Origin of the sequence: Wolbachia endosymbiont (group B) of Ischnura elegans (genome assembly GCF_947251585.1) — a bacterium.
Classification (GTDB): domain Bacteria; phylum Pseudomonadota; class Alphaproteobacteria; order Rickettsiales; family Anaplasmataceae; genus Wolbachia.
The window spans coordinates 1753508-1777358 of sequence record NZ_OX366371.1 but is presented as its reverse complement, the minus strand read 5'-3'; the positions used below and the strand labels follow the sequence as shown (position 1 = coordinate 1777358).

Genomic DNA, 23851 nt, shown 5'->3' with positions numbered 1-23851 from the left:
CATTGTGATTTACATGCCTATCAGTGCTATGCAACAAAGCCATTCTGGATTATCGCTAATTTGATAATTTAAAAAAATGACTTCCACTCCTAATTTCTTAAACTCTTCAAGTAATATCATCTGATATGCATACTTACGAGATAAACGATCAGGAGAATGAATATAAACCTTATCAATGTTACCTTCTGCTATTTTATCACGTAATTTTTCCAAACCAGGACGGATTATGTTAGAACCACTATAACCATTATCAATAAATTTATATTCATTTAATAATTTATGTCCATCCATACTAATTTGATTCTCTATAGCAGCAATTTGGCTTGCTATTGTATCTTCTTGTGCTTGCCTCCCTGAAGAAACTCTTGCATATAAACTAACTGTTACCATTTTACCGTCCTCAAATCTACTTTCTTATATTCAGAGTTTTCTTCCTTTTTGCTCGCTTTTATTGGTTTACTTAACACTAATTTTTCATATGCATCTAATAGATACAACTCTGCTAATCGATTTACTTCATAACTACAACTAATCCGCACTATTAATTTCTTGTTGCCCATGAGCTCTACCATATATTATCCATCGAGACATATGGTTATTTGATCATTAGCTCTATAAATAAATTCAACTCTCCGTTCTTTTTGTAGAAGCTTTCGAGAAATAGTCTTCTCAAGTTTCAGGTTTATTGCAATATTGTTGGCGGAGTCCCTGCTGACATATTAGCGAGCCAAGAAATCAAAAAGTCACTTTTGCCGATTTTAGGTGGGCCACCCAGTACCAATAAGCCTCTTTTTGTTAAAATTCTTGGTGAGATTATATCCTCTGGTATTGGCGATCGATCGTCCAAGTATTCTTTCACACTGAAAAAAGGAATTTTTTGACCAATAGTTAAAAAGTTTTGTAGCATATAATAACCTCCTATATGTTGGGCGTGACAGGTTGAATTGCAAAAGCTTTAGTTTTAATTTTTGTAAGAAGTTTTCCTAGATGCGGTTCTTCAACCATATTAAGGCAACCACTTCGATCTTTAGCAGGATATCCCCAAGAATTAATCGTCTGACAGACAAATGAACGAACCTCTGTACCATCATCTTTCTTGATTCCAACCATACTGATTACCTCATCAACAATACCTGGAATTTCACTTGCAGTTTTAGCTCCTTCACATTGAGGTAGCCAAGTTGAGCGATTGAAATCATCGAGGTATTGTCCAAGAGTTCCAACTGTAATGATGTCTTTATTTGGAATATGTTGAAACTGATTGAGCCAAGCCATCATTTCTTGAGCAAGTAACCCGTAAGCAGCTCTCATATCTTGTTTTCCTGATCTTTCAGAAAAAGCTTCAGGTTGCATTTTTGACCATAAAAGACATAAACGCGAGGCTACTGTAATACTATCGATAAAAACACATCGATACTTGAGAAACTCCGAAGCAAGCTCTTTGTATTTACTGGATACATGCTCATAGTGTCTTTGGCTATATGCTGAGTCAGATTTTAACGCAGGATTAGGACCACCTATGAGACATGCAATATCTCTTGCCTCATTCCAAGTACGAATACTTACAGAATCCCCTTGCCAATCTTGAACAGCAAGTAAACCTGCCTCAAAATCAAGACAAAGTGTTGGTTCATTTATGGTCTTTAAGAGACTAGTTTTACCTATACCATAAGGACCAAAGATGACCATTTTTATACCTGTTTGAACTTTTAGCCGTTCATTGCTGTTCATTATTTTCATTTTTCTCCCAGTACCTAAATATATATGTACGATGACCTAGGCAATTCGTCCGCAATTTGCAAAAAAAAAATTTTGAGCAAATATAATCGAGAGCTTATAACTTCTCTAAAACTGAGAATTTATCGCGTATTCGTTCTAGTGTGCGATAGATAGTTGTCTTTGGTATTTTGGTTATTACAGAAACTTCAGTAATAGTAAATACCTTAAGTAATTGACATAAATTACTATCTTTTTCAGACAAAGTTGAAATTATATTATTTATATCAGTGCGAATTATCGCTTCGATTTCCGAGTTCCTATGATCTGGAATATCGTCGTTTATATCATCAAAAGTTATATTACGTTTTAGACATAACTGATTGCGTAACATATTGCGAGCACAATAATTAGCTAATCTAGCAACGAAAGTACTAAAACTACTTCTTTTCTCATCGTGCTGGTTAAGATATTGCCAAACCTGACAAAAAAGCTCTTGTTCTATATCTTCGAGACTTTCGTTAATAAAACAGCTTTTGGATTTAAGGCGCGAAGCTTGAAATCTCACATGTTTAACAATTGTAGAATCGATTCCTTGATAAGAATTCTTCATAAAAACTCCAAAAGTTTCATGAATAGAGATTTTTACCAAGACTTTGTATGACTAATTTATTATAAAAAAGTAGTAATAATTTTTTTATCTAAAAGAATAAAATCTTTAAAAATTAAAATAAGATTTAAACGTTTTGATACACTACTGAAGCTACTTTTTCATAGGTAAAAAACTACCAATTTCGTACCTAATTTCTGAGTTACTAATTAGTATTTCAGAAAGCAGTAATCGTTAAGTTATTGATAATATTGTCTTTTTTATGTTCTATTCCTAAAAGCCGTTTCTAAAGTTAAGTGGCTAAAATCGGCCAGTAAAGAGGGTTTACGGATTACTGAAGTCTTATATATATTATATATATATTTAAATACAGGTAAAATATAATATATGATAATATAATAATATAAATATTGGCGTAATATAAGTTATGTAAAATAGTTATTAAGATAAGTAAAGATGAAAAAAACTCAAATGGCAGGATATGAAATTTTTTTTAATTTTTTTTCAAAATTGCGGACGAATTTGCGAGTCATCGTACATATATATTATACAGGGCATTGAACTTTAATTACACAAAGGAGTTTTTGTACGTCAATCTTAACGCTAGATCTCGGCAAGCAAACCGGCTGGGCAATTCTTACAGATGGAGTAATTGAAAGTGGAAGCAAAAGCTTTCATGGTAGCCGTTTCAGTGGAGGTGGAATGTGTTTTTTAAGTTTTCACAATTGGCTTAATTCTTTGAAACATGAGTTCACTGCAGTGTATTTTGAGGAAGTAAGAAGACATCTAGGAACTGATGCAGCGCATTGCTATGGCGGTTTTCTCGCAGTTCTGTCTGCTTGGTGTGAAGAGAACAATATTCCCTACCAAGGTGTTAATGTTAAAACTATAAAACGCTTTATAACAGGCAAAGGCAATGCAAGTAAGAGTGAAGTTATTGAAGCGATACGTGAAAAAAGTTTTTCACCTAGAGATGATAATGAGGCCGATGCTTTGGCATTAATGTTCTATATTAGTAAAGATATTAATAAGACAAAAAACCCATAAAAAGTGGGTCCTTTCAGCTAGAATGGCGGATTTGGTGGGTCAGACCCCAGGCCTTCTCTAGCGTCAGATATATTTTGAATATTAACTTTTTAATTATTAAGATATGAATTTAGCAATCCACTACTATCCTACTCGAAACCTAGTTGAATATGAGCGTAATCCTCGTAAAAATGATGACGTAGTAAATAGAATGTGTGCTTCAATCAGGGAATTCGGCTTTCGTATACCAATAGTTGCAAAAAGTGATGGCACTGTGGTTGATGGTCATTTAAGACTTAAAGCAGCAAGAAAACTTGGTATGGAAAGTATACCAGTGGTCTTAAGTGATAATTTAAATGAACCACAAACTAAAGCTTTTCGATTACTGGCAAATCAATCAGCTAATTGGGCAAAGTGGGATGATGAGCTTTTGAAAGTAGAAATTCAAGAGTTAGAAGATTTACAGTTTGATCTTAAAATGACTGGATTTGAATTAGAAAAAGTTCAACATTTCCTTGATGATTTAGATAGTGAAAAAGAAGATTTTTCTGACTTGGTTGGTGATGACAAAAAGGTAGAAATAACAAAACCAGGTGATCTATGGATTTTAGGTGATCATCGAATCTATTGTGGTGATAGCTCTGTAGTTGAATCATATAAAGCGCTGTTAGATGATAAAATGGCAGACATTACTGTTTGTGATCCTCCATATAATGTTGATTATGGTAGCAGTCAAGAAAGAGAGGATAAAAAGATACTAAACGATAATCAAGGTGAAAAGTATGAGCTTTTTCTCTATGATATTTGTACTCATATTTTAGCATATACTAAAGGTGCAATTTACATCTGTGCATCATCATCAGAGTTTTCAACGTTGCAAAAAGCATTTGAGGAAGCGGGAGGAAAATGGTCAACTTTTATCATTTGGGCGAAGAATCACTTTACGCTAGGAAGATCAGATTATCAAAGACAATACGAAGCAATGCTTTATGGATGGAAAAGCGGCAATAAACGTGAGTGGCATGGCGGTAGAAATCAAAGTGATCTGTGGTTTTATGATAAGCCAACGCACAATACACTACATCCAACAATGAAGCCAGTAGAGCTAATGGAGAGAGCAATAGTAAACAGCAGCAGATCAGGAGACATAGTACTTGATCCATTTAGCGGTTCTGGAAGTACACTGATTGCATGTGAGAGAACAGGAAGAATTTGTAGGACAATAGAGCTAGATTCAAAATTTGTAGATGTAACCATAAAACGTTGGCAAGTGTACACAGGTAGGGAAGCAATTCTTTCTGGTGCTGGTAAAACTTTTTCAGAGATTCAAGAAGAAAAACAGTAAGAAAAAAGTGGAAAAGATAACGCAAACAGAAATTTAGTAAGCCTTGGTAGTTGTAATATTAATTTACTGGTATATACCGTATTTTAATGAGTTTAGCGTAACAAATAACTTTGGATTAAATGTGGTGTACTCAATGAATCAAGAAAAGACGTCAGCTGGAGTAGTAACGTCGCAAACAAATAATGAAGCATCGTTTTCTGAAGAAGTAGAAAATAATGTTTCAAATTCTACACTATCTGTTAAGGAGAGAATTGAATTGTTTGAAAAAGGTACGAAGCAAGAACCTGACCTGAACACTGAATGCAAACTAGCTTCTTTAAATGTGATTAGCAATAGTAGCGATAGCAGTATTACAGCAAAAATAGACGAAGCAGGTGCTGATTTTTCAGTGAGTTGTTCTTCTTTAGTATTTGATGATGGTAAAGACATAGAGGACGAATTTAATGCAGTTTGTGAGGCAAATGGAATAGAATATAACCGTCCGTATTCTCTTGATCAGCTTGAGGCAGCATCCAACACATCTTCCAACCCCAAAATAGACAATACAAAAGAAATGCAAAAAGAGGAAGAGGATAAAGAATTAGGAGATAAACCAAAGCCGTTACCTAGGAATGGAATGTTGGAGAAGGACAATATTAGAAATGTAGCTCCACCTTCACCTAGAACAGCAGAAAATCATCGGTTGAGTATTATTCAGGATATTGCACCACCAAAGCTACCACATTCTTCTTTCCAATTAAATGGAGAAAAATGTGATGAGCAAGAAGCTATAGGAGAACCTATGTATGCAACTATAGACAAAAATAAAAAATTCTCGAAAAGAGGTTTAGATGGTGAAATAAACGATCAAAGTCCGGAGATGGAAAAGTCAAATTCTGAAGAAACATCAATTAAGAAAGGATCAGAAGATATAATTGATGAACCTGTAGATCTGAATACAAAATTTTTAAAAAAGAGTTTGGAAGGAAGTGATAGTGGAATAGACAATAGAAGTGCAGAGATGACAAGATCAAATTCTCAAGTAACAGAAATGAGTGAGTTTTGTGGCAGGCAAGGATGGGGGGATATGTCATTAAATCATGATAGTCCAGTTACACTTTCAACTAGCCCATCAGAAAAAAGTGATAATGAAGAAACCCCGTTAATTAAAAAAGAAAAGAAAACAAATAGAATTTTGCCAAGAGTAAAATATGCAATGCAGCAGAAGGAATTTGTAATTTTCGGTATAGCTGCTGTTGCACTTAGCGCTTCTGCAGCTTTGGTATATCTACAGGATAAAGGACAATTTATTGCATTTTTTGCAAACAGCCCTCTCTATATTACTATGCCAATGATAGCAATTACTTCATTGCTTGCAATTAGCACAATATTTTGTGGAATAAAGCAATTTAGAGATACTGAGGAGTGTCAAATAGGGGGAAAGAATGCGAATGAAACTTTGAATCAGGTGCTAAAGTATCAACCAAAAGATAAAGTAATAAAATCAGTCAAACTGGAATACAGCAATGGTACTCATTCACATTTTACACTTAACGCTTGGAAGGGTAAGAACAACTTCATTAATATTGACGACAAAGTCATTAGTAGAAGAAATAAAGTAGAATCAGTAATCAAAGATAGGCCATTATTTACAGCATTATTAAGCAGTTTGGTTGCTGCAAATATAGTATTGCCTTTATTACTGTACGTGGAAGGAGGTATTAATAGTGTACAGAAGTTTTACCAGAACGCTTTGATTAATAACGTAGGGCTATCAGTACTTGTAGGCTCGAGTATACTTGCACTATCAGTGATATTCCTTGGAGTACATTACTACAGAAAAACAAATTGCACAAATCTTGTATATTGTGAGGAAAGAATTGAACCAGAAAAAGTTAATGGAAAGTTCATTGAGGAAATAAAGGAAGCAAGGACAAAAGTGCTTGAAGAAAACCATAGTAAAGATGCCAAATGCAGCAGTTTAACGCTAGAGCAAGTAGTGGTTGAATCTCATAACTACAAAGATGCAATTTATAGTATTAGTTGAAAATGGCCAAATTTCACTATGTAAAAAGAAAGCAGCTATAAACCGGAGTACTTCGCTCTATATTAGTAAAATATCTCTAAGACGCCGGCAAGTATAAACAGGTAGGAAATTGCTGATACTGGCAAAACCTTTTCAGAGATTCAAGAAGAAAATTCGTAGAAACAAGAGAGAGGAGAAAAAAAAGTGAAAATCACACAAACAGAATGGGCAAGAGAGATAGGAGTATCAAAGCAATATGTCTGTTATTTAGTAAAAAAAGGAATAGTTGAGTTGGAGGATGGTTTGATCAATAGAGAACAAGCAAATGAAGCGGTGGCAGCAATAAGAGATCCAAGTCAGCCACTTAGGAGGAAAAATCCAGAAAACGAAAATACAAATAACCTTTCTACAATGTTGCTAAAAACGCGAATAAAAAATGAAATGGAGCGAGGAAGGTTGCTAGAAGCAAAGGCAAAAGCTGAAATAGGAGAACTTGTAGCAGTAGAGGAAGTAAAAAGTGAGGCATTTAACGTAGCAAGAGTTGTACGTAATAATTTGCTTAATGTTCCAAATAGAGTTTCAGCACTGCTTGCATCACTGAGTGACACTGAAAAAATTCACGAGACGCTAACTGAAGAGATTACAAACTCACTTGAAGAATTATCTAACGCTAAATTTAAAATATAAAAAGATTTTGAATACAAAATGGCTGATAACTTAAGTTTAGAGTTAATAAAGTGTTTAATCAATCAACCTGGATTAGATGTTAATGTCAGAGGGTTAAACGGAAAAACTCCACTGCATTGCGCTATAGAGTTTGATGAATTAAGCATGGTAGATTTGTTACTCACGAAGAAGAACATTAATCCTTTTGTGGAAGATAATGAAGGTAAAACATCTCTTGATTACGCCAAAGAAGGGAAAAAAGCAGAAATATTACAAGCACTAATTAATAACAAGTACGGGTCAGAACAAGATAGCTTACTTCATTTAGCTGCAATGATAGGTGAAATTAATGCAGTGAGATATTTGATCAGAAAAGGTATTGACGTTAATGTACGAAATGCTTTGCACCATACTCCATTACATCTAGCAGCAGGCATAGGACATGCAGAAGTTGTAAAGATTTTGATAAGAGAAGGAAAAGCTGAAATAGATGTCTTTGATGCACGAAATCAGACACCAATGCACTATGCAGTTAATAATAAAAAGTTGGAGATAGTAAAGTTACTGCTGAAGCTTGGAGCAGATGTGAATAGTGCACGCATGGGACAAAACTCAATGAAATTGTCACCTGTGCATATAGCTGTAAGTAATGCTAATTACGATGAAAGAGACTTATGTCTTGATATCCTCAAATCCTTAATAAAGGAGCCTAATGCTCAAGTAAATTTGCAAGACTACGAAAATAAAACACCACTACATTATGCTGAAAGACTAAAAACAATAGAAGTTTTACTAACGCGAGAAGATATAGACCCTCTGGTAAAAGACGATAGCGGTAAAACACCATTTGATTACGCTAAACCTGAGATAAAGAAGGCTTTGATGAGTAATAAATACGGTTCTGAAAAGAATAGTCTACTCCATTTAGCTGCACAAAGAGGAGAAATTGAGATTGTAGATGCAATTTTAAGAGAAGAAATCGATATTGATATTGTAAATAATAAAGGTTTATCACCGGTTTACCTTGCTGCGGAAAAAGGGCATTTACATGTAGTAAAGTTATTGCTGAAAAAAGGAGCAAATTATACACCTGTTTTACATTTAGCAATTAAATCAAACAATTTAGAGTTACTTAAAGTTTTGTTTACTGAAAAAAATGGGTCTTTGCTCTGCAGAGATACCGTTGTTAATTTTCCAACCCTTCATAATAAATATATAGCACAGAGAGAAATAGCAGATAAAAGGACGAAAAAACATAATAATATTATCTGCATCTATACTACAGTCAGCGCAATAGCAGTAGCAGTATATATAGAGTTGATAACAACAACAATAAGCAGTGCAATCATTTTTGCAACAATAACAGGGGTATTTGCGCTTGTTATAGCAATAATGATAAGTGAGATGAGCAAAAGATATATAGAAAAGGAATTTCAGAAAAAGATGTTTATGGAATTGGATGAGTGTAGTTCTATTGTTAATGATGTCGAGATAGAACCAGTTATGAGTAGATGCAGACAATGATATACGCTACATCTTTTTCTGAAGGTTTAAGGCCAGATCCCCAGCTTAAAGTATCAGAGTGGGCGAATGAGTATCGAGTTTTAGCGCCAACTGCAGCATCAGAGCCAGGTAAATGGAGAACAGAAAGAACTCCTTATTTAAAAGAAATAATGGATTCACTATCACCATCTTCACCTGCAGAAAAAGTAGTATTCATGAAAGGAGCGCAGATTGGGGGAACAGAAGCTGGCAACAATTGGATTGGCTATATCATCGATCAAACACCAGGTCCAATGCTGGTAGTACAGCCAACAGTTGAAATGGGAAAACGTTGGTCGAAGGGAAGATTTGCACCGTTAATAGAGAGTACACCATGTTTAAAAAGTAAAGTAAAAGACCCAAGGTCAAGAGATTCAGGGAATACTGTACAAAGTAAGGAGTTTCCAGGTGGAATAGTAGTAATAACTGGAGCGAATAGTAGTGTAGGACTGAGATCTATGCCAGTAAAATATCTCTTTCTTGATGAAATAGATGCCTACCCAGGAGATTCAGGAGGAGAAGGAGATCCAGTACTGCTCAGTATTGCTCGAACTAATACATTTGCAAGGCGAAAGATTTTTTTAGTATCGACACCAACGATTCATGGAATAAGCAGAATTGAGAAAGAATTTGAAGCAACAGATAAGAGATATTTTTTTGTTCCTTGTCCGTATTGTAATTACTATCAAGTTCTAAAATGGTCACAAATAAAATGGGAAGATAAAAATCCAAGTACAGCACACTATATATGTATAGAATGTGGTGAAAAGATAGAAAATCATCAAAAGACAGAGATGCTTGAACGTGGAGAATGGAGAGCTACAAATCAAGTACACAATAGCAAAGTAATAGGATTTCACCTTTCAAGTCTTTATAGCCCAGTTGGGTGGTATAGTTGGCAACAAGCAGTAGAGGATTTTCTGCATGCAAAGGAAAGTGAACAATTACTGAAAGTTTGGATCAACACAACGCTTGGAGAAACCTGGGTAGATAAAGGAGAAGTACCTGATTGGAAGCAATTATTTAACAGGAGAGAATTTTTTCAGATTGGCACAGTACCAAGGAGAGAAGTGGTACTTACTGCAGGAGTAGATGTCCAAAAAGATCGTCTAGAGGTGGAAGTTGTAGCATGGGGAAAAAGTCGTGAAAGTTGGTCAATAGACTACCGAGTATTTGAAGGAGATACAGGAAGTAGAGAAGTATGGAAAAAGCTTTCGGAGCTCCTCAATCATCATTTTATTGGTGAAAATGGGCTTGAATATATGATAAGTATGATGGCGGTTGATGCAGGGTATGCAACGCAGGAAGTTTACAACTGGGTGAGAAGTCATCAAGGATCTGGAAGAGTAATGGCAGTGAAAGGTGTAAATAAAGCCCTAGTGCCACTTAGTAGCCCAAGTAGAGTAGATATAACAGTTGGAGGGCAAAAGCTGAAAAGAGGAATAAAGCTCTGGCCAGTCGGAGTATCGATATTAAAGTCAGAGCTTTTTCAATTACTTAATATTTTAAAAGAAGGTGAAGAAACACCGCCAGGGTATTGTCATTTTCCCGAGTATGCACCTGAGTATTTTAAGCAACTAACGGCAGAGCAATTAGTCAGCAAAGTAGTAAAAGGATATACCAAACAAGAGTGGCAAAAGGTAAGAGAAAGAAATGAAGTACTAGATTGCCGAATTTATGCAAGAGCAGCATCGATAGCACTGGGAATAGACAGATGGCCAGAGAGTAAATGGAATAGTTTAAGTGAAAAACCGGAAAGTAAAAAATCAAAGAAAATAGTCAAAAGCAAATGGATCAGCAAGTAATAAATGTATAACGAAGATTATTTAATTCAAGTCGAAGAAGCGATAAAGAAGCTGCAAAACGGAGGTAACCGTTCACGCAATGGCGTCAACTTAAGAGCCTTCATTAGCAGACTCTCCTAAAGACATGATGGCGTTTAGGCTTATCAACTTTGTCCATTCACGGTATAAGAAAGTAGTTTACAAAAATTGCATAATTAGTATAAAAAACAATAAACTAGATAGATGAGGGGTTGATGATAGAGGTGCTACAAGAAAAGATTGTGGTATTGGAGTCAGAAGTTGGTACTCTGAAAGCAGAGAATGATAAGTTAAGGACAAAAATAATTGAGCTAGAGGATAAGCTGGGTTTAAATTCAAAAAATTCATCGCTGCCACCATCGCAAGATGTATATCGCAAAAAGACAAAAAAGAAGAGCGATAAAAAACCAGGCGGGCAGCCAGGACATGAAGCGCACAAGCGGGAATTGATGGTAGCAGATGAGGTGGTAAAATGTTCAATTGATACAATTTGCATGTGTGGAAGCCAAGTTATTTTAGAAGAAGAAACTGTGCATCAAAAGGTTGAATTGCCAAAAATTAAACCGATAGTGACTGAATATAGGCTACAAAAAGGCTACTGTAAGGCGTGTAAGAAAAGGATCTCAGCTAGTCTGCCTGAAGGTGTGACAAGGGATCTTTTAGGAGCTAATGCAAAAGCAGTAATTAGCAGTTTTAGTGGATTTTTTATCAATTCAAAAAGGGAAGTACAGCAAATTTTGAGCAGCATATTTAATCTGAATATAAGCCTAGGTTTGGTATCAAAGACCGAGGGTAGAGTATCAGAAAAATGTATATCTGAATACGAAAAAATAAGAGAAGAGCTACGGAAAAGCAAGTATTTACATATAGATGAAACAAGCCATAGGAACCAGGGAAAGAAAGGTTGGAGTTGGGTAGTAACGAATAAAACAGCAACACTTATGAAGTTAGTTGGATCTCGCGGAAAGAAGATATTAAAAGGGCTATTGCCAGAGTATGATGGAATAGTTATAAGCGATAGGTATGCTGCGTATAATTACTTTAATCGTGAAAACAGACAGATATGCTGGGCCCATTTAGCAAGGGACTTTGAAAGGTTTTTTTACAGTAAAAATGTTGAAGTGAGCAGAATTGGCGCAGCATTAAAATCGCTGAGCAACAGGGTATTTGTGGTAGATAGAGCACGTAAACAAAACCTGATAGACAATTTAAGATTTTTCCGGTTAATGAGGAAGATTCGAAAAAGGGTGAAACATTTTTTGCGAGAGATAACAAGGGTTGCAAAAGGAACTCAGGCCTTGAGAATGGCTGCCAATATACTACGTTCTGAAGATATGATGTGGAGATTCGTGCGCAATCCTGATCTGATCGAGACAACCAATAACCTTGCAGAACGTCAGGCTAGACGGTACGTCATTTATCGTAAAAATAGTTTTTTCACTTGGTCAGAACGTGGAGAAAAGTTCATTGAAAGAATGCTTTCGATATTTTTGACTGCACGTTTGAATGATCAGAATCCTGTCCAGAAACTACAGAATTTAGTCGCTATTCCTGCCTAATTGGGAATATTCCGTGAACGGTTACAAACGGAGAGCGAGTAGTATCAATTGCATATGGTGATCATGTGGTAAGATATGCAGAAGTAGATATAAATGATTTACTAAACTTAAGACAACGAATTAAAGCTGAGCTAAAGATTGCTGGAGTGGAGCCAAAGAGGAAAATTATTTTTTCAACGAGTAAAGGAATTTTATAAATGCTACTAAAAACCTTCAAACAATTATTCAACAAGCCAAAAATCAAAAGTTCAGCCTGGGATGCAGCAGGCTCAGGAAGAAGATTTTTTCACTTTCAACCAGAGTTAGGAAGTATAAACAATTTGCTGTCTCAAAGCCTTGAAACTTTACGTAGTAGATCACGTGATATGGTGAGAAAAAATCCTTACGCTGCAAATATAATTGATACGATAGTAAGTAACTCTATTGGAACAGGAATAAAACCACAATCAAAAGCAAGAGATGGAGAATTTCGAAAGAAAGTGCAAGAATTATGGCTAAAATGGACAGATGAAGCAGATAGCTGTGGAATAAGTGATTTTTATGGATTACAAGCTCTAGTATGCAGAAGTATGATAGAGGGAGGAGAATGTTTTGTACGTTTAAGAACGAGAAAGCTGGAAGATAGATTTTCTGTGCCATTACAACTGCAAGTACTTGAGTCTGAACATTTAGATAATAAAACAAATCAAACTTTAGGAAATGGTAATGTAATAAGAAACGGGATTGAGTTTAACAAGCTTGGGCAAAGAGAAGCATATTACCTATTTAAAGAACACCCTGGTGAAGGCTCGTTTGGAGAATCAGTGAGAGTGCCAGCAAATGATGTTTTACATATTTATAGACCATTAAGACCTGGGCAAATCAGAGGGGAGCCTTGGCTTTCTAATATACTGCTGAAGCTTTATGAGCTTGATCAATATGATGATGCAGAGCTGGTGAGAAAGAAAACTGCAGCAATGTTTGCTGGATTTATTACGAGACTTGATCCAGAAGCAAATATCATGGGAGAAGGTGAAGCAAGTGAGCAAGGAGTAGCACTATCTGGCCTGGAACCTGGAACAATGCAGCTTTTAGACCCAGGAGAGGACATAAAATTTTCAGAGCCATCAGATGTTGGAGGAAGTTATGAAGCGTTTATGAGACAGCAACTGAGGGCAATAGCAATAGGTACAGGAATAACATATGAGCAGCTAACAGGAGATTTAACAGGTGTTAATTATTCATCCATTCGGGCAGGGTTGATAGAGTTTCGCAGAAGGTGCGCAATGTTACAGCATAACGTGATAGTGTTCCAGTTTTGTAGACCTATTTGGAATAGATGGCTAGAATTAGCAGTGTTTTGTGGAGAACTGAGTATAGATGAAAAAGTAGTAAAAGCAGCGAAAGAAGAAGTAAAATGGATACCACAGGGATTTGATTGGGTGGATCCACTGAAAGACCAGCAATCGCAGCAAATGGCAGTAAGGAATGGATTTAAGAGTCGATCGGAAGTAGTATCAGAAATGGGTTACGATGTTGAAGAAATAGATCAAGAAATAGCAGAAGATCAAAAACGTGCAAATAGTCTCAACTTAATGTTTGACTCTGATTGTAAAGGATTATGATGCTCTTAGGAAAACCATTAATGCTTGAACCAAGGAGTTTTGAGCTATTGTCATTAAACAATCAAAAACATCCCACGTTTAAAAACATAAAGCACTCCATCAAAAGTAACGTAGAAAGAACTGCAATTATAGCAATACATGGAATCTTGACTAAAAAACCAGGTGCGTTTGATGAAATGCTCGGGATGACATCATATGAGCAAATAGAAGAACAAATCAAACAAGCATTAGCAGATAGTAGCATAGAGACAATTATGCTGGAAATAGATAGCCCCGGAGGAGAGGTAAACGGTATATTTGACCTAGCTGACTTTATTTATGAATCAAGAGCAAAAAAGAGGATAATAGCGATAGCAAATGATGATGCATACTCTGCTGCATATGCTATAGCTTCAAGCGCTGAGAAGGTATTTGTGAGCAGAACTTCTGGTGTTGGCAGTATTGGAGTAATAGCAAGTCATATAGATCAAAGTAGATTTGATGAAAAGCAAGGTGTTAAGTACACCACAATCTTTGCTGGTAGTCGAAAGAATGATTTAAACCCACATGAGCCAATGACGTCTGAAAGTCTGGGAAGCTTACAAAAAGAAGTAGACCGACTATATGAAATGTTTTTGCAGCTAATAGCAAGGAACAGAGGTCTTTCAATTGAAAAGATTCGATCAACAGAGGCAGGGCTATATTTTGGGGAGAAAGCAGTAGAAATAGGCCTTGCAGACGGAATGACAATTCTTTCATCTATTAATAAAAACAGGAGTATTACTATGAATGAACAAACTACAAATGACCTAGAAACTGATAATTTAACCAAGTATCGTACTGAAGTTCTTGAATTAATACGTTTATGTAATTTATCGAAGATGCCAGAAAAGATAGGAGAATTTATTGAGCAAAGTGTAAGTGTTGAGCAAGCTAGGGAAGTTTTAATGGAATTACTTGCAGAGAGAACAAAGAAGACAGAGATACTGAGTGCAATACCACAGAATTCAGGAGAAGAATTGATGATGCAGGTAGCGAAAAGTCGTAGGAGTTAAAGTATTTTTATAACCGCCGTATATAGCATTGATAAAAGCGGCGGTAAGCAGTTAAGGAGAGAAATTTATGAGTTGTATAAGCGAACAAAATAATCTGGGTGACTTATTAAAGTATGAGGCATCAAGTCTATATTCAAGAGATCAGATAACAGTAGCAAAAGGGCAGAACCTAAAGCTTGGTACAGTAGTGGCTCTCGATAAAGATAGCATGGTTAAGATAATAAATCCAACTGCCACAGATGGTACACAAACAGCGATAGGTGCAGTAGTAAGTGATGTAAATGCGACAGAAAATGCTAAAGCAGTAATTATTACTCGTTGTGCAATACTAGCAGATCATGCGGTTGTGTGGCCAGCAAATATCACTGAAGAGCAGAAAGTTGCAGCAATAAAGCAACTTGAAGCACGAGGGATCATTGTCCGCAAGGGAATTTAACTAAAATTAATAGGAAAAAAAGGAGAGAAAAAATGCAAAATCCATTTACAAATACAGCATTTAGCATGACGGCACTAACAAATGCGATAAATATATTGCCGATAAATTATGGACGAGTTGAAAATCTAAATTTGTTTCCAAGTAGGTCAGTAAGATTTAGACATATTACCATAGAAGAACACAACGGAGTATTAAGTTTATTACCAACGCAAGTACCAGGGGCGCCAGCAACAGTAGGAAAAAGAGGAAAAAGAAAGGTAAGAACATTTACGATTCCACATATTCCGCATGATGATGTAGTGTTACCAGAGGAAGTACAGGGAATAAGGGCATTTGGATCAGAAAGTGAACTTAAAGCGCTAGCAGACGTAATAACTGACCATTTACAGCTAATGAGAAACAAACATGCAATAACATTAGAGCATTTGCGAATGGGAGCGCTGAAGGGAATAATTTTAGATGCTGATGGGTCAGAATTATTAAATCTGTACAACGAATTTGAAATAACACCAAAAGTAGTAAATTTTGCACTGGGAACAGCAACAACAGATGTAAAACGTAAGTGTCTGGAAGTATTGCGGCATATAGAAGATAACCTAAGTGGTGAATATATGACTGGAATTCATGCCTTGGTAAGCCCTGAGTTTTTTGATGCACTAACTTCTCATGCAAAAGTAAAAGAAGCATATGAAAGATGGCAAGAAGGAGCAGCACTTCGAAATGATATGAGGTCAGGGTTTACATTTTGTGGCATAACGTTTGAGGAATATAGAGGGCAAGCAACTGACCCTGAAGGAACGGTTAGAAGATTTATTGTAACCGTTCACGGAATATTCCCAATTAGGCAGGAATAGCGACTAAATTCTGTAGTTTCTGGACAGGATTCTGATCATTCAAACGTGCAGTCAAAAATATCGAAAGCATTCTTTCAATGAACTTTTCTCCACGTTCTGACCAAGTGAAAAAACTATTTTTACGATAAATGACGTACCGTCTAGCCTGACGTTCTGCAAGGTTATTGGTTGTCTCGATCAGATCAGGATTGCGCACGAATCTCCACATCATATCTTCAGAACGTAGTATATTGGCAGCCATTCTCGAGGCCTGAGTTCCTTTTGCAACCCTTGTTATCTCTCGCAAAAAATGTTTCACCCTTTTTCGAATCTTCCTCATTAACCGGAAAAATCTTAAATTGTCTATCAGGTTTTGTTTACGTGCTCTATCTACCACAAATACCCTGTTGCTCAGCGATTTTAATGCTGCGCCAATTCTGCTCACTTCAACATTTTTACTGTAAAAAAACCTTTCAAAGTCCCTTGCTAAATGGGCCCAGCATATCTGTCTGTTTTCACGATTAAAGTAATTATACGCAGCATACCTATCGCTTATAACTATTCCATCATACTCTGGCAATAGCCCTTTTAATATCTTCTTTCCGCGAGATCCAACTAACTTCATAAGTGTTGCTGTTTTATTCGTTACTACCCAACTCCAACCTTTCTTTCCCTGGTTCCTATGGCTTGTTTCATCTATATGTAAATACTTGCTTTTCCGTAGCTCTTCTCTTATTTTTTCGTATTCAGATATACATTTTTCTGATACTCTACCCTCGGTCTTTGATACCAAACCTAGGCTTATATTCAGATTAAATATGCTGCTCAAAATTTGCTGTACTTCCCTTTTTGAATTGATAAAAAATCCACTAAAACTGCTAATTACTGCTTTTGCATTAGCTCCTAAAAGATCCCTTGTCACACCTTCAGGCAGACTAGCTGAGATCCTTTTCTTACACGCCTTACAGTAGCCTTTTTGTAGCCTATATTCAGTCACTATCGGTTTAATTTTTGGCAATTCAACCTTTTGATGCACAGTTTCTTCTTCTAAAATAACTTGGCTTCCACACATGCAAATTGTATCAATTGAACATTTTACCACCTCATCTGCTACCATCAATTCCCGCTTGTGCGCTTCATGTCCTGGCTGCCCGCCTGGTTTTTTATCGCTCTTCTTTTTTGTCTTTTTGCGATATACATCTTGCGATGGTGGCAGCGATGAATTTTTTGAATTTAAACCCAGCTTATCCTCTAGCTCAATTATTTTTGTCCTTAACTTATCATTCTCTGCTTTCAGAGTACCAACTTCTGACTCCAATACCACAATCTTTTCTTGTAGCACCTCTATCATCAACCCCTCATCTATCTAGTTTATTGTTTTTTATACTAATTATGCAATTTTTGTAAACTACTTTCTTATACCGTGAATGGACAAAGTTGATAAGCCTAAACGCCATCATGTCTTTAGGAGAGTCTGCTAATGAAGGCTCTTAAGTTGACGCCATTGCGTGAACGGTTACGATTTATTGAGAAAGATACAGGGCACTGTTTTCCACTAGGAACAGCAAGCACGTTTACAACATATTTTGCACCAGCAGACTTTAATGAGACGGTGAATACTCTCGGACAGCCACTCTATGCAAAACAAGAGCCAAGAAGATTTGATAGAGGGACCGATTTACATACGCAGTCAAATCCTCTACCAATGTGCCACCGCCCGGCCGTTTTGGTCAAGATCGTTGCAGCATAACAATACTGGTAGAGTAACTACAAAGTGGTGAGGCACAGAACGACTCTACCGGTATGCGCTTTCTTAGCATGTAAAGGTTAGTATATCAAAAAGAAATATGCAAGAGAATATTAAGCGATTATTAGAAGATTGTTTTGCCCATTTAGGAGAAGTGGCTTTATATAAATCAAAGGATAAGTCATATATGGTACAGGTGTTAAAGCAAGAGCCAGATAAATTATACGAGATTGGTGAAGGGCAATTTGTAGGAGAAACTTTAGTGTTGGAAATAAGTGCGTTTGATGTACTGCAGCCAATTGTAGGAGATATTTTTGTTATAGGTGACCGTAAATATAAAGTATATTCTCCACCGCTGCAAGATAATTCAGGAATGGTATGGAAAATTCGAGCGTCAGGAGTATAAATGCGTATTAACACCGGTAGTATTATACAAAGTATAGATGCTGAAAGGAAAAAAGTGGAAAAAGTGACGGTGAGTGCATTAAACAAAACAGCAATATGGCTAAAATCAAAAGCAGCTAAGGAAATTAGTGAGGAAAAGAGAATAAAATTAAGTTTGATAAGAAAGAGATTAAGAATTTTTAAAGCAAAAACAAGCAGATTAGAAGTGTTAATTAGAGCAAATCTCTACGACATTAGAGCATCGACAATTGGCAAAATACAAAAAACAAGAAGAGGTGCGAAAGTAGGAAAGCATGAGTTTATAGGAGGATTTGCAGCAGTTATGCCAAAAGGAAATAGCGGTATGTTTAAACGTGAAGGAAGGGCAGCATTGCCAATAAAGGAAGTTAAGTTGCCACTCGAACCTGAGGCTTCAAGGATAATAGGGAATCTTGTTAATTATGAAGTTGAAAAGGTATTTGAAAAATATTTTATACATTACATGAGTTAAATTATATGCATGACAAAGTTCTGGAAAGATTTACATAAAGCAATTTGCAGCACACTGAAGGAAGAAATACTGGCTATACAGACATGTGAAATTTATCCAGCAATAAGGAAAGAATTAGTAGCGCCAGCGGTGTTTGTAGAACTAACAAGTTTAGAACCAGGTAAAGATGCAGGTACTGATGAATTAGCATTGAAAGCCAGGTTTGAGGCGAGGATTGTAGTTGATGGAACAGTAGAGGATTCCTCGGTAGTTGTTAGAACATTAGCTGCTGAGGTTGCGAGAGTAGTAAATAAAAATACTTGGAATGTGGAAAATGTTTCACCAGGAGAATTTATCTCTGCGGAAATTGACGGATTTAGACCCGAATTAGATGCATATTTGGTGTGGATGGTTGATTGGAGTCATCAGCTTCATTTAGGTAAATCGATATGGACAGAAAATAAGATTAAGCCACATACGATTATAATAGAAGAAAATGTTAGAGAGTAATTTTGCTATTTCAGAGCTGCAAAGAAAGTTAGCAAACATTGTACGAATAGGAGTTGTAAAAGAAGTAGATTATGAGAAAGCAAAAGTAAGAGTGAAGATAGGAGAACTTTTAACAGATTTTCTTCCATGGATAACTTCTAGAGCAGGAGAGGAAAGAAGCTGGCTACCACCAAGCATAAATGAACAGGTAGTAATATTGTCACCATTGGGAGAGTTATCATTAGGAGTAGTACTAGCTGGAATATATCAGCAAAATTATTCTGCTCCAGAGAATAGTGAAATGATTAACAGTTTAGTATTTCAAGATGGAACAAAGTTATTGTATGACAAAGAGAGCAAGAATCTTGAAATTTCTGTAGTGGATAAATTAAATTTCAAAGTAGGAAAATCAGAGATAGAAATGACAAAAAGTGGAATAAAACTGAAAGCAGAAAGGATCGACTTAAATTGAACAAAGGAATAGTGAGGTTAGGAGACTACTGTGGAGAAGCTATACCACATTTCTGCATTAGCGGAAGTAATAATGTTTTTGTAAACGGTAAGTCAATATGTAGACAAGGAGACAGTTTTAGTGAAGGAAGAGCATTAACTGAAGGATCAAAAACAGTGTTTGCAAATGGTCTTAGTGTAGGAAGAGTAGGAGATATAGTTTCATGTGGGTTTAAAGTAATAAAAGGCAGTGAAAGCGTTTTTGCAAAATAGAAATGAAGGGTATGGATGCTAAAACAGGAAAAACGTTAGAAGGAATAGAGCACTTAAAGCAGTCGATAATTGATATACTGACCACTCCTATTAACAGTAGAATAATGAGGAGAGATTATGGCTCAAGATTATTTGAATTAGTGGATAAGCCAGTTAATCGTGATTTAACACTAGAAATTTACGCAGCAACTGCAGAAGCTTTGGAAAAATGGGAAAAGAGATTTAAGTTAGAAAAAGTAAAAGTTGAAGGAGTAAAAGAAGGGAGAGTAACATTGAATTTAGAAGGTGTCTATCTTTCAGAAGGCAAGTTCATAAATATTAGTGGAGTAGTTGTTTAGAAATGCAAACATCTAATATTATTGAAAAACTAAGATATGAGGAAATATTTTCGAGAATGAAGGAAGAGTTAGTAAAGCGAGATGCAAGTTTTACAGGATTGGTAGAAAGTGATCCAGCAATGAAGGTATTAGAAGTAGCAGCATGGCGAGAACTTTTGCTTAGAGAAAGAATAAATGAAGCTGTAAAAAGTAATTTACTAAAATTTGCAACGGGAGAAGATCTTGGTAATTTAGCTGAATTTTATGGAGTAGAGAGAGAAAAAGAAGAAGAGGACGAACGATTTAGAAAAAGAATAAAAGCAAAAATAAAAGGCTGGAGTACAGGAGGAAGTAAAGAGTATTATCGTTATCAGGCACTGTCAGCAGATAGTAGAGTAAAAGATGCATTAGTAGAATCACCTATACCAGGGAAAGTACAAATTTCAATCTTATCAACACAATTATCCACAACTGGCATAGTGTCAGAAGAACTACTAGAAATTGTAAAAAAGCAGGTTACTAGAGATGATATAAGGGTTTTAACAGATACGATAACAGTAATTGGTTGCAATATTACGGAAATAGATATTCACAGCAGAATGAGCATGAGTCCTGTAATATCAGAGGAAGAAATCAAGAAGCAGTTTATTAAGAAGTTTGAATTAGTAAAAAGATTAGGGTGGAGTGTAACAAGATCATGGATAATAGCGAATCTATTTGTAGATGGTGTAGAAAATGTGGAATTGATCGAGCCAAGAGAGGATGTTGTGGTTCTGGGAAATGAATCTGCAAATTTGAAAAATTTAAAGATTGAGTTGAATTAATGTTATTGCCACCAAATGCAACAAAACAGGAAAAAGCGCTAGTAGATGCGATAGATTATAAGGTTGATCCAAGCTGTATTAGAGGATTTAAATTTAGATTGGAAGAAGAAACATTGCCGTGGATAATAGAAGAATATGGTTTAGAAGAAATACTACGCTGGGTAAAAGATAGAAGAAAAGCAGTAGTAGAAGGAGTAAAATTTCAAAGACTGCGAGGAACACCTAAATCACTTAAAATAGCACTCAAGTGGGCAAATATAGAAGACATTACAATCATCGAAGAACCACCCGGTAAACACTTTTTTGAGTTGCAAGTAGGGATAAAAGAGGTACCAAATGACTTCTTCGTAGATGCAGTAGTAGAGCTGGCAAAACTATCACTGCCTGTAAGATCGAGGTTGATGAGGATTTTTAACGATTATTATAATGTGCAGAGATTTATATTGGATGAGAGTTTATTTGGAGATCTTCTTTCTGATTATTCAGGGGTAAAAATAGAAAAAGATGGACCAGTGTTATCATTTGGAAGAGTAAATTTTTCAGGTCTAGTGGTCCAGTTATTAGGATTATAGAAAACTATCTACGCGATCATTATGAACGAGCTTTAAGCAATGATATATATCGCCTAGATGTAGCAATCCTTGGAGAAACAGAGCCTCACACAAAGAATTATAACGGTATTTATGAAAGAAATCATTTGTGGTACAACTTAAAAGCACTATATCCATTACCACAGAGTTTATTACCATCGATTAAATTTGCAAAAGCGCAGATAGTATTATCAGATCAACTATGTTTTTTAAAATTTTTTGAATTTAGTTTCATTACAACTTTTGTTTGTAATTTTGTTTTTTATTCGAGTAAAAAGTGCATTTTTGACAATAAAAACCCTAACTTAATCATAGAAAAATTTTGTATCAAACAACAGTTACTGCTTAGATCTTATGGTTAACGAATATGTGCTTTAAATGTGTGTAGACGCACATATTCGTTAACCTATTTTCTATGCAGATTTTTTTAATTCACATTGACTGCTTCTTTAAGCCTCGCATTGGCAATTACTATGATTTTACGCATTAGAGCTGTCATAGCCACCATCTTCTTTTTACCTTTACCAACAAGCCTTGAATAGAAGGCACCAAGCGCAGACTTAGTAACCGTTCACGCAATGGCGTCAACTTAAGAGCCTTCATTAGCAGACTCTCCTAAAGACATGATGGCGTTTAGGCTTATCAACTTTGTCCATTCACGGTATAAGAAAGTAGTTTACAAAAATTGCATAATTAGTATAAAAAACAATAAACTAGATAGATGAGGGGTTGATGATAGAGGTGCTACAAGAAAAGATTGTGGTATTGGAGTCAGAAGTTGGTACTCTGAAAGCAGAGAATGATAAGTTAAGGACAAAAATAATTGAGCTAGAGGATAAGCTGGGTTTAAATTCAAAAAATTCATCGCTGCCACCATCGCAAGATGTATATCGCAAAAAGACAAAAAAGAAGAGCGATAAAAAACCAGGCGGGCAGCCAGGACATGAAGCGCACAAGCGGGAATTGATGGTAGCAGATGAGGTGGTAAAATGTTCAATTGATACAATTTGCATGTGTGGAAGCCAAGTTATTTTAGAAGAAGAAACTGTGCATCAAAAGGTTGAATTGCCAAAAATTAAACCGATAGTGACTGAATATAGGCTACAAAAAGGCTACTGTAAGGCGTGTAAGAAAAGGATCTCAGCTAGTCTGCCTGAAGGTGTGACAAGGGATCTTTTAGGAGCTAATGCAAAAGCAGTAATTAGCAGTTTTAGTGGATTTTTTATCAATTCAAAAAGGGAAGTACAGCAAATTTTGAGCAGCATATTTAATCTGAATATAAGCCTAGGTTTGGTATCAAAGACCGAGGGTAGAGTATCAGAAAAATGTATATCTGAATACGAAAAAATAAGAGAAGAGCTACGGAAAAGCAAGTATTTACATATAGATGAAACAAGCCATAGGAACCAGGGAAAGAAAGGTTGGAGTTGGGTAGTAACGAATAAAACAGCAACACTTATGAAGTTAGTTGGATCTCGCGGAAAGAAGATATTAAAAGGGCTATTGCCAGAGTATGATGGAATAGTTATAAGCGATAGGTATGCTGCGTATAATTACTTTAATCGTGAAAACAGACAGATATGCTGGGCCCATTTAGCAAGGGACTTTGAAAGGTTTTTTTACAGTAAAAATGTTGAAGTGAGCAGAATTGGCGCAGCATTAAAATCGCTGAGCAACAGGGTATTTGTGGTAGATAGAGCACGTAAACAAAACCTGATAGACAATTTAAGATTTTTCCGGTTAATGAGGAAGATTCGAAAAAGGGTGAAACATTTTTTGCGAGAGATAACAAGGGTTGCAAAAGGAACTCAGGCCTTGAGAATGGCTGCCAATATACTACGTTCTGAAGATATGATGTGGAGATTCGTGCGCAATCCTGATCTGATCGAGACAACCAATAACCTTGCAGAACGTCAGGCTAGACGGTACGTCATTTATCGTAAAAATAGTTTTTTCACTTGGTCAGAACGTGGAGAAAAGTTCATTGAAAGAATGCTTTCGATATTTTTGACTGCACGTTTGAATGATCAGAATCCTGTCCAGAAACTACAGAATTTAGTCGCTATTCCTGCCTAATTGGGAATATTC

Annotated in this window: 23 protein-coding genes and 5 pseudogenes; 21 read left to right on the top strand and 7 right to left on the bottom strand. The window is 36.0% G+C overall.

The annotated features are described in order from the left end of the window. Nucleotides 1-9 precede the first annotated feature (9 nt). The 5 genes and pseudogenes from OPR58_RS09220 to OPR58_RS09200 all read right to left on the bottom strand — a co-directional run bounded on the left by OPR58_RS09220 (nt 10) and on the right by OPR58_RS09200 (nt 2329). A complete protein-coding gene (locus tag OPR58_RS09220; protein ID WP_265022244.1) occupies nt 10-390 on the bottom strand; it encodes a recombinase family protein in 381 nt (126 codons plus the stop codon). Beyond that, on the bottom strand, nt 384-572 hold the full coding sequence (locus OPR58_RS09215) for a hypothetical protein (RefSeq protein WP_038249248.1): 189 nt from the start codon (nt 570-572) through the stop codon (nt 384-386). The genes OPR58_RS09220 and OPR58_RS09215 overlap by 7 nt, the downstream gene beginning before the upstream one ends. A gap of 134 nt (nt 573-706) precedes the next feature. Further along, nucleotides 707-907, bottom strand: a pseudogene (locus OPR58_RS09210) (AAA family ATPase); the annotation flags it as partial. An 11-nt stretch (nt 908-918) separates the two neighbouring features. Next, nucleotides 919-1740 carry an ATP-binding protein gene (locus OPR58_RS09205; RefSeq protein WP_253303059.1) on the bottom strand — a complete coding sequence of 274 codons (822 nt, stop codon included), beginning with the start codon at nt 1738-1740 and terminating at the stop codon, nt 919-921. 94 nt (nt 1741-1834) lie between these two features. Continuing rightward, nucleotides 1835-2329: a sigma-70 family RNA polymerase sigma factor gene (locus OPR58_RS09200; protein ID WP_019236463.1), complete on the bottom strand. Its 495-nt coding sequence runs from the start codon at nt 2327-2329 to the stop codon at nt 1835-1837. Nucleotides 2330-2920: 591 nt separating this feature from the next. On the opposite strand from OPR58_RS09200, the gene OPR58_RS09195 reads away from it, so the two are divergent. The 11 genes and pseudogenes from OPR58_RS09195 to OPR58_RS09145 all read left to right on the top strand — a co-directional run. Next, nucleotides 2921-3373, top strand: coding sequence for a crossover junction endodeoxyribonuclease RuvC (locus tag OPR58_RS09195; protein ID WP_226079873.1), 453 nt, complete (start codon nt 2921-2923; stop codon nt 3371-3373). A 103-nt stretch (nt 3374-3476) separates the two neighbouring features. Continuing rightward, entirely contained in the window at nt 3477-4697 is a 1221-nt protein-coding gene (locus OPR58_RS09190; protein ID WP_265022516.1) for a DNA modification methylase, read from the top strand. Between the two features lie 133 nt (nt 4698-4830). Continuing rightward, nucleotides 4831-6723, top strand: a complete 1893-nt coding sequence (locus tag OPR58_RS09185; protein ID WP_265022515.1) for a hypothetical protein — start codon at nt 4831-4833, stop codon at nt 6721-6723. Between the two features lie 183 nt (nt 6724-6906). Further along, nucleotides 6907-7389, top strand: a complete 483-nt coding sequence (locus OPR58_RS09180) for a hypothetical protein (RefSeq protein WP_015589000.1) — start codon at nt 6907-6909, stop codon at nt 7387-7389. A gap of 18 nt (nt 7390-7407) precedes the next feature. After that, the gene (locus tag OPR58_RS09175) at nt 7408-8892 is read left to right on the top strand and encodes an ankyrin repeat domain-containing protein (RefSeq protein ID WP_265022303.1); all 1485 of its coding nucleotides are present in this window, start codon (nt 7408-7410) and stop codon (nt 8890-8892) included. Then, on the top strand, nt 8889-10715 hold the full coding sequence (locus OPR58_RS09170; protein ID WP_015588998.1) for a phage terminase large subunit family protein: 1827 nt from the start codon (nt 8889-8891) through the stop codon (nt 10713-10715). The genes OPR58_RS09175 and OPR58_RS09170 overlap by 4 nt, the downstream gene beginning before the upstream one ends. A 233-nt stretch (nt 10716-10948) precedes the next feature. After that, a complete protein-coding gene (gene tnpC / locus OPR58_RS09165) occupies nt 10949-12292 on the top strand; it encodes an IS66 family transposase (protein ID WP_265022273.1) in 1344 nt (447 codons plus the stop codon). Between the two features lie 197 nt (nt 12293-12489). Beyond that, nucleotides 12490-13896, top strand: coding sequence for a phage portal protein (locus OPR58_RS09160; protein WP_265022514.1), 1407 nt, complete (start codon nt 12490-12492; stop codon nt 13894-13896). Continuing rightward, nucleotides 13896-14930 (top strand): S49 family peptidase, encoded by a 1035-nt coding sequence (locus OPR58_RS09155; protein ID WP_019236400.1) that lies wholly within the window; start codon nt 13896-13898, stop codon nt 14928-14930. Before OPR58_RS09160 ends, OPR58_RS09155 begins: the two co-directional genes overlap by 1 nt. 67 nt (nt 14931-14997) lie before the next feature. After that, nucleotides 14998-15366, top strand: a complete 369-nt coding sequence (locus tag OPR58_RS09150) for a head decoration protein (RefSeq protein WP_265022513.1) — start codon at nt 14998-15000, stop codon at nt 15364-15366. 32 nt (nt 15367-15398) lie between these two features. Further along, nucleotides 15399-16181: pseudogene (locus OPR58_RS09145) on the top strand (major capsid protein); the annotation flags it as partial. 25 nt (nt 16182-16206) lie between these two features. On the opposite strand, the gene tnpC (OPR58_RS09140) reads toward OPR58_RS09145, so the two are convergent. After that, entirely contained in the window at nt 16207-17550 is a 1344-nt protein-coding gene (gene tnpC / locus OPR58_RS09140) for an IS66 family transposase (RefSeq protein WP_265022247.1), read from the bottom strand. Nucleotides 17551-17718: 168 nt separating this feature from the next. On the opposite strand from tnpC (OPR58_RS09140), the pseudogene OPR58_RS09135 reads away from it, so the two are divergent. The 9 genes and pseudogenes from OPR58_RS09135 to OPR58_RS09095 form a co-directional block, all read left to right on the top strand. Continuing rightward, nucleotides 17719-17949 (top strand): annotated as a pseudogene (locus OPR58_RS09135) (major capsid protein); the annotation flags it as partial. A gap of 97 nt (nt 17950-18046) precedes the next feature. Next, nucleotides 18047-18352, top strand: coding sequence for a head-tail joining protein (locus OPR58_RS09130; protein WP_015588264.1), 306 nt, complete (start codon nt 18047-18049; stop codon nt 18350-18352). Beyond that, nucleotides 18353-18841 (top strand): phage tail protein, encoded by a 489-nt coding sequence (locus OPR58_RS09125; protein WP_265022512.1) that lies wholly within the window; start codon nt 18353-18355, stop codon nt 18839-18841. Between the two features lie 9 nt (nt 18842-18850). Next, nucleotides 18851-19330 carry a hypothetical protein gene (locus tag OPR58_RS09120; protein WP_265022511.1) on the top strand — a complete coding sequence of 160 codons (480 nt, stop codon included), beginning with the start codon at nt 18851-18853 and terminating at the stop codon, nt 19328-19330. Then, nucleotides 19317-19781 carry a phage baseplate assembly protein V gene (locus tag OPR58_RS09115; protein WP_047759504.1) on the top strand — a complete coding sequence of 155 codons (465 nt, stop codon included), beginning with the start codon at nt 19317-19319 and terminating at the stop codon, nt 19779-19781. Before OPR58_RS09120 ends, OPR58_RS09115 begins: the two co-directional genes overlap by 14 nt. Beyond that, the gene (locus OPR58_RS09110) at nt 19778-20032 is read left to right on the top strand and encodes a PAAR domain-containing protein (protein ID WP_047759655.1); all 255 of its coding nucleotides are present in this window, start codon (nt 19778-19780) and stop codon (nt 20030-20032) included. The genes OPR58_RS09115 and OPR58_RS09110 overlap by 4 nt, the downstream gene beginning before the upstream one ends. Nucleotides 20033-20034: 2 nt before the next feature. Continuing rightward, nucleotides 20035-20370, top strand: a complete 336-nt coding sequence (locus OPR58_RS09105) for a GPW/gp25 family protein (protein ID WP_265022510.1) — start codon at nt 20035-20037, stop codon at nt 20368-20370. 2 nt (nt 20371-20372) lie between these two features. Next, on the top strand, nt 20373-21173 hold the full coding sequence (locus OPR58_RS09100) for a baseplate assembly protein (protein ID WP_265022509.1): 801 nt from the start codon (nt 20373-20375) through the stop codon (nt 21171-21173). Then, nucleotides 21173-21960, top strand: a pseudogene (locus OPR58_RS09095) (phage tail protein); the annotation flags it as partial. The gene OPR58_RS09100 and the pseudogene OPR58_RS09095, both read left to right, overlap by 1 nt. Nucleotides 21961-22190: 230 nt before the next feature. On the opposite strand, the pseudogene OPR58_RS09090 reads toward OPR58_RS09095, so the two are convergent. After that, a pseudogene (locus OPR58_RS09090) lies at nt 22191-22328 on the bottom strand (IS110 family transposase); the annotation flags it as partial. A 167-nt stretch (nt 22329-22495) separates the two neighbouring features. On the opposite strand from OPR58_RS09090, the gene tnpC (OPR58_RS09085) reads away from it, so the two are divergent. Next, nucleotides 22496-23839: an IS66 family transposase gene (gene tnpC / locus OPR58_RS09085; RefSeq protein ID WP_265022273.1), complete on the top strand. Its 1344-nt coding sequence runs from the start codon at nt 22496-22498 to the stop codon at nt 23837-23839. The last annotated feature ends 12 nt before the right edge of the window (nt 23840-23851 follow it).

Bases quoted from the DNA above. Each gene is read 5' to 3' on its own strand.
- OPR58_RS09220 (WP_265022244.1), bottom strand. From the start codon at position 390: ATGGTAACAGTTAGTTTATATGCAAGAGTTTCTTCAGGGAGGCAAGCA.
- OPR58_RS09215 (WP_038249248.1), bottom strand. From the start codon at position 572: ATGGTAGAGCTCATGGGCAACAAGAAATTAATAGTGCGGATTAGTTGT.
- OPR58_RS09205 (WP_253303059.1), bottom strand. From the start codon at position 1,740: ATGAAAATAATGAACAGCAATGAACGGCTAAAAGTTCAAACAGGTATA.
- OPR58_RS09200 (WP_019236463.1), bottom strand. From the start codon at position 2,329: ATGAAGAATTCTTATCAAGGAATCGATTCTACAATTGTTAAACATGTG.
- OPR58_RS09190 (WP_265022516.1), top strand. From the start codon at position 3,477: ATGAATTTAGCAATCCACTACTATCCTACTCGAAACCTAGTTGAATAT.
- OPR58_RS09185 (WP_265022515.1), top strand. From the start codon at position 4,831: ATGAATCAAGAAAAGACGTCAGCTGGAGTAGTAACGTCGCAAACAAAT.
- OPR58_RS09175 (WP_265022303.1), top strand. From the start codon at position 7,408: ATGGCTGATAACTTAAGTTTAGAGTTAATAAAGTGTTTAATCAATCAA.
- OPR58_RS09170 (WP_015588998.1), top strand. From the start codon at position 8,889: ATGATATACGCTACATCTTTTTCTGAAGGTTTAAGGCCAGATCCCCAG.
- tnpC (WP_265022273.1), top strand. From the start codon at position 10,949: ATGATAGAGGTGCTACAAGAAAAGATTGTGGTATTGGAGTCAGAAGTT.
- OPR58_RS09160 (WP_265022514.1), top strand. From the start codon at position 12,490: ATGCTACTAAAAACCTTCAAACAATTATTCAACAAGCCAAAAATCAAA.
- OPR58_RS09155 (WP_019236400.1), top strand. From the start codon at position 13,896: ATGCTCTTAGGAAAACCATTAATGCTTGAACCAAGGAGTTTTGAGCTA.
- OPR58_RS09150 (WP_265022513.1), top strand. From the start codon at position 14,998: ATGAGTTGTATAAGCGAACAAAATAATCTGGGTGACTTATTAAAGTAT.
- tnpC (WP_265022247.1), bottom strand. From the start codon at position 17,550: ATGATAGAGGTGCTACAAGAAAAGATTGTGGTATTGGAGTCAGAAGTT.
- OPR58_RS09130 (WP_015588264.1), top strand. From the start codon at position 18,047: ATGCAAGAGAATATTAAGCGATTATTAGAAGATTGTTTTGCCCATTTA.
- OPR58_RS09125 (WP_265022512.1), top strand. From the start codon at position 18,353: ATGCGTATTAACACCGGTAGTATTATACAAAGTATAGATGCTGAAAGG.
- OPR58_RS09120 (WP_265022511.1), top strand. From the start codon at position 18,851: ATGACAAAGTTCTGGAAAGATTTACATAAAGCAATTTGCAGCACACTG.
- OPR58_RS09115 (WP_047759504.1), top strand. From the start codon at position 19,317: ATGTTAGAGAGTAATTTTGCTATTTCAGAGCTGCAAAGAAAGTTAGCA.
- OPR58_RS09105 (WP_265022510.1), top strand. From the start codon at position 20,035: ATGAAGGGTATGGATGCTAAAACAGGAAAAACGTTAGAAGGAATAGAG.
- OPR58_RS09100 (WP_265022509.1), top strand. From the start codon at position 20,373: ATGCAAACATCTAATATTATTGAAAAACTAAGATATGAGGAAATATTT.
- tnpC (WP_265022273.1), top strand. From the start codon at position 22,496: ATGATAGAGGTGCTACAAGAAAAGATTGTGGTATTGGAGTCAGAAGTT.